At 39.5% G+C, this 4,305-nt stretch carries 5 protein-coding genes; 3 read left to right on the top strand and 2 right to left on the bottom strand.

Annotated elements, in window-relative coordinates; all coding sequences use genetic code 11:
• Window positions 1–10: 10 nt before the first annotated feature.
• Entirely contained in the window at window positions 11–1,168 is a 1,158-nt protein-coding gene (locus NL42_RS02390) for a glycerate kinase (protein ID WP_461311641.1), read from the top strand.
• Here the strand turns inward: NL42_RS02390 and NL42_RS02395 are convergent.
• Window positions 1,165–1,731 carry a TetR/AcrR family transcriptional regulator gene (locus NL42_RS02395; RefSeq protein ID WP_461311638.1) on the bottom strand — a complete coding sequence of 189 codons (567 nt, stop codon included), beginning with the start codon at window positions 1,729–1,731 and terminating at the stop codon, window positions 1,165–1,167. The two genes, NL42_RS02390 and NL42_RS02395, sit on opposite strands and share 4 nt — an antisense overlap.
• A 122-nt stretch (window positions 1,732–1,853) precedes the next feature.
• Here NL42_RS02395 and NL42_RS02400 point away from each other — a divergent pair, with 122 nt between their 5' ends.
• Both NL42_RS02400 and NL42_RS02405 read left to right on the top strand, forming a co-directional pair.
• Window positions 1,854–2,639 (top strand): SDR family NAD(P)-dependent oxidoreductase, encoded by a 786-nt coding sequence (locus tag NL42_RS02400; RefSeq protein WP_461311639.1) that lies wholly within the window; start codon window positions 1,854–1,856, stop codon window positions 2,637–2,639.
• A gap of 33 nt (window positions 2,640–2,672) precedes the next feature.
• A complete protein-coding gene (locus tag NL42_RS02405; protein WP_151743855.1) occupies window positions 2,673–3,278 on the top strand; it encodes a nitroreductase family protein in 606 nt (201 codons plus the stop codon).
• Window positions 3,279–3,377: 99 nt separating this feature from the next.
• Here NL42_RS02405 and NL42_RS02410 read toward each other — a convergent pair whose 3' ends face one another.
• A complete protein-coding gene (locus NL42_RS02410) occupies window positions 3,378–3,932 on the bottom strand; it encodes a TetR/AcrR family transcriptional regulator (protein ID WP_461311640.1) in 555 nt (184 codons plus the stop codon).
• Window positions 3,933–4,305: the final 373 nt, after the last annotated feature.

Genomic DNA, 4,305 nt, shown 5'->3' on the forward strand with positions numbered 1-4,305 from the left:
TAGAGAACGTATGAAGGTTGTGATTGCGCCAGATTCTTTTAAAGACAGCCTGTCGGCTTTGGGCGTAGCGCAGGCAATTGCTCGAGCATGGCAAGAGGTTTTTCCTGAGGCCGAAACAATTCTATGCCCTATGGCAGATGGGGGTGAAGGCACACTTGAAGCAGTGTTAGAAGTCTGCAAAGGTGAATGGCGTGAAAAAACCGTAATTGGACCCTTAGGTAAACCTGTTCAAGCAAAATGGGGATGGTTAGAAACACAAAAAATAGCCATGATTGAAATGGCGCAAGCCAGCGGCATACAGTTAGTTCCACCTTCAGAACGTGATGCCTGCCAAAGCACAACTTTTGGAACAGGTCAGCTTATTTTAGATGCTTTAGACGCAGGTGCAAAAGACATTATTTTAACCGTGGGCGGTAGTGCAACTAATGATGGCGGCACAGGGTTACTCAGTGCTTTAGGTGCTGTTTTACTCGATGCTAACCAAAACGTTTTACCCGCTGGTGGTCTCGCTCTAAGCAACCTGTCAAAAATTGATTTAACACACTTCGACCCGCGTATTCAGCAGACACGTTTTTTATTGGCTGCCGATGTAACAAATCCACTCTGCGGTCCAAACGGTGCATCTTATATTTTTGGTCCACAAAAAGGTGCTACCCCTGCTCAAGTAGAGTTACTTGACCAAGCTCTTACCCATTTTGCCGATGTCTCTGCCCAACTTCTTGGTTTCGATAAAAGAGATGAAGCGGGTTCGGGTGCTGCGGGTGGTTTAGGCTTTGCAGCTAAAAGTTATTTAAATGCTGAATTTAAAGCTGGAGTTGAAGTTGTAGCTGAGCTCAATCAGCTTGCTCATAAAATCTCTAACGCAGATTGGGTCATTACAGGTGAAGGCAAATTTGACCAGCAAACCTTAAATGGCAAAACAGTTTTTGGTGTGAGTCGAGTCGCAAAAATGAAAAATGTACCTGTTATTGTGATTGCAGGTACTTTAGGCGAAGGCTACCAAGTGCTTTATCAACACGGTGTTACGGCTGCTTTTTCACTAACAAATGGTCCAATCACATTAGAACAAGCCTGCGAACAAGCAGCAGAACTCATTTTCGAAAGAACAATCGATATTGCAAGATTAATTCAGTTTAACCAAACCAGTTTGAGAGATAAAAAAGTTTAATCGGCTAACTTTAAAAGGCTATCTTTACAGCTTTCCAATATTTCATCGCTAAGGTTTGATTGGTCTGGACAGGCGCGAGACAAGGCAATTGCCCCTACAGATTGAGCAAGAATATTAATAGCTTGCTTTCTCAACTCTGGCGCTTCCAAAGAAACTTGTTTTGCTCGTTCATTCATAATGAACTGAATAAGTTGCTCAATACCCTCTTCAAATTCGACTTTTACTTCTTCTGGCTGTCGTGCAGCATCACAAGATAATGCTGTTAAGGTACAACCCAAATCTCGGTTATCTCGATGAGTGCGAGACACATAAAGCTGAATAAATTGAGTTAAGTTTAAACCTTCTATTTTTTTTAAAATCTGCTCAAGCCCGTGCTTAACGGTAATCGAGACAAGGTCTGTTTTCGAGGTGAAATGTTTATAAAAGCCGCCGTGAGTAAAGCCTGCGCTAGACATTAACTCGGCAATGCCAACTCCGTCATAGCCTTTGTTACGAAAGAGTTGAGTCGCCTTTTCAACAATTTTTTCTCGGTTTTCTTTTACCTGAGTTTTACTGACTTTCATGTTGGCCTACTCACTTTTTATTCACCCTACCGCTTATAATTATACATTGATTATGATTGACATCAAAACTTGTATATTTTAGATTATAGTCATCATCTAAAATTAAAGCGTGGAGACATCACATGTCAGTTCAATCAAAAGTACTTATTACAGGAGCTTCGTCAGGAATTGGTTCTGTCTATGCAGACCGATTTGCTAAACGTGGCCATAACTTAATCTTGGTTGCACGAGACACCAACCGCTTAGATAAAATCTCAAAAGACCTTCAAGAAAAATACGGTGTTCAAGTCGAGTTCATTCAAGCCGATCTATCAAAAGATCAAGACATCAGTAAAATTGAAGATGTACTCAAAAATGATGCTGATATTGAAATTTTAGTAAATAACGCAGGTATTGCACTGAACGGAAACTTTTTGACTCAAGATATTAAAGACATTGAAAAACTCATTACTTTAAATATGACCGCGGTTGTTCGATTGTCTCATGCAATTTCGCAACCCCTTCTACGCAAAGGTAAAGGCGCGATTATTAATTTAGGTTCAGTGCTTGGCTTAGCACCTGAACTTGGTTCGACCATTTATGGCGCAAGTAAATCTTTCATCCAATTTTTTAGCCAAGGTTTATATTTAGAATTAAAAGATCATGGCGTGCATGTTCAAGCGGTATTGCCTTCTGCAACTAAAACTGAAATTTGGGAACGTTCAGGCATCGACTTAAGCCAAGTTCCACCATTAATGGATGTCAATGATTTGGTCGATGCAGCTCTGATTGGTTTTGACCGTAAAGAAACGATCACAATTCCTGTGCTAAAAGACGAAAATCAATGGAATAATTTTGAAAAATCACGTATCACATTACTACCAAACTTTTCTTCGGCTGAAGTAGCCCAACGTTATAAAACTAACTAATGCTGCTACCCAATTCTCAAGTAGGAAAATCTTATGAACGTTATTGATGCCATTCAGAAACGTCGTGCTATTAAACGCTTCGATTCTTCATTTCAACTCTCTGAAGAAAATAAACAACAGTTATTACATGAAGTTTTAGCAAATGCACCAAGTGCGTTTAATTTGCAGCACTGGCGCCCTGTTGTAATTGAAGACGCTGAACTAAGACAAAAAATTCGTACCATTGCTTGGGACCAGCCACAAGTTACAGAAGCATCATTACTGATTGTGCTATGCGCAAAAGTAAGCTCGTGGGAAGCCGATGCCAAACGTGTGTGGGATGGAGCTTCTCCGGAAGTTCAAAATATTATGGTTGGTGCAATTGACCAATATTACCGTGACCGCCCACAAACCCAACGTGACGAAGTGATGCGTAGTGCGGGCATTTTTGCTCAAACCTTGATGCTTCTTGCTCAAGAGCATGGTTTAGACAGTTGCCCAATGGATGGTTTTGACTTTGATGCGATGGCGAAGTTAATTAACTTACCTGAAGATCATGTGGTGTGTTTAATGATTGCGGTTGGTAAGTCAGCTTCCGAGCCTTACCCACGTGTGGGCAAACTTCCTTTTGATGATGTAATTATTAAAAATACATTCTAAGTTTTTAGTCAGATTTTAGGCTTCCATACTATTTCTTAATTTTAATATGAATCGTTGGAAGCCTTTAATTTTGTATCATGATAAATCTGATTTTAAGTCCTATTTAAACTGCTTCAAAAAACATTCTAATATCATCTCTTTTTCCCCTGCCTGATCCGAGCTTAAAAGCTGAATAATCGCGCCTTCAATCATATATAAAAATAGTTTGGCATCCTGAAACGAAACATCGGTTTTTAGTTTTATAAGTTGACTATAGATTTCATTAAGTAACCACGTTCGATATCTCACTGCGATTTGATAGGCTTTGGGATAGGTCAGTTTCGTTTCAAAAATGGCTTTAAATAATAAATAGTACAAACCTTCTAAATCGGTATGTAAGAAATAAAGGTTTTTAAGTTTATCCATCACACCTACGCCTTGGTCGTAGTCAGAAATTGATACTACTTTTTCTTTTAAGCGTTCTTTTTGCACAGTCATACAGATTTCGATAAACCGCTCTTTAGAGTGAAAATAATGATAAAAAGTCGCTTTTGGAATTTGAGATTCTTTCACGATTCTGTCTATTCCAACCGTGTGAAATCCGTGGTTGTGAAATAGATTAATCGATTTATTTACGACTTGTATGGCACGTGGTGAGATCACTAAATGTCGCATAGTTTTACCGTTATAAAATTATTGTTGTAGATAAACGAGATACTTTTTTGGGAGAAAAAAGGCATAGCAAAGCCGTAAAGACTGTGCGCAGCACATCTCAAGTTTTATTGTTGATTAAGTTTTTTGGTCGTGACGATTTAAAGCCTGAAAAGCCCAATGGCCATCAAACTGTTTTAAAAGTTTAAGTTGTGTCGATATAGACTTTGGCAAAGGCTGCCAAGAAATTAAGAATGTGCAAAGCCAACTCCTTTTTATTTGGAGTTCCGCCAGACATGAATAGAATTATGGTGGCAGAACGAGAAAGGGTTCGCAGACTAGCATTATCTCAAACTAGCACACCCGTAGGTGTCCCTCTCCCGTCCTACCGCTACGG

The sequence above is a fragment of the Acinetobacter sp. GN11 genome (assembly GCF_054823985.1).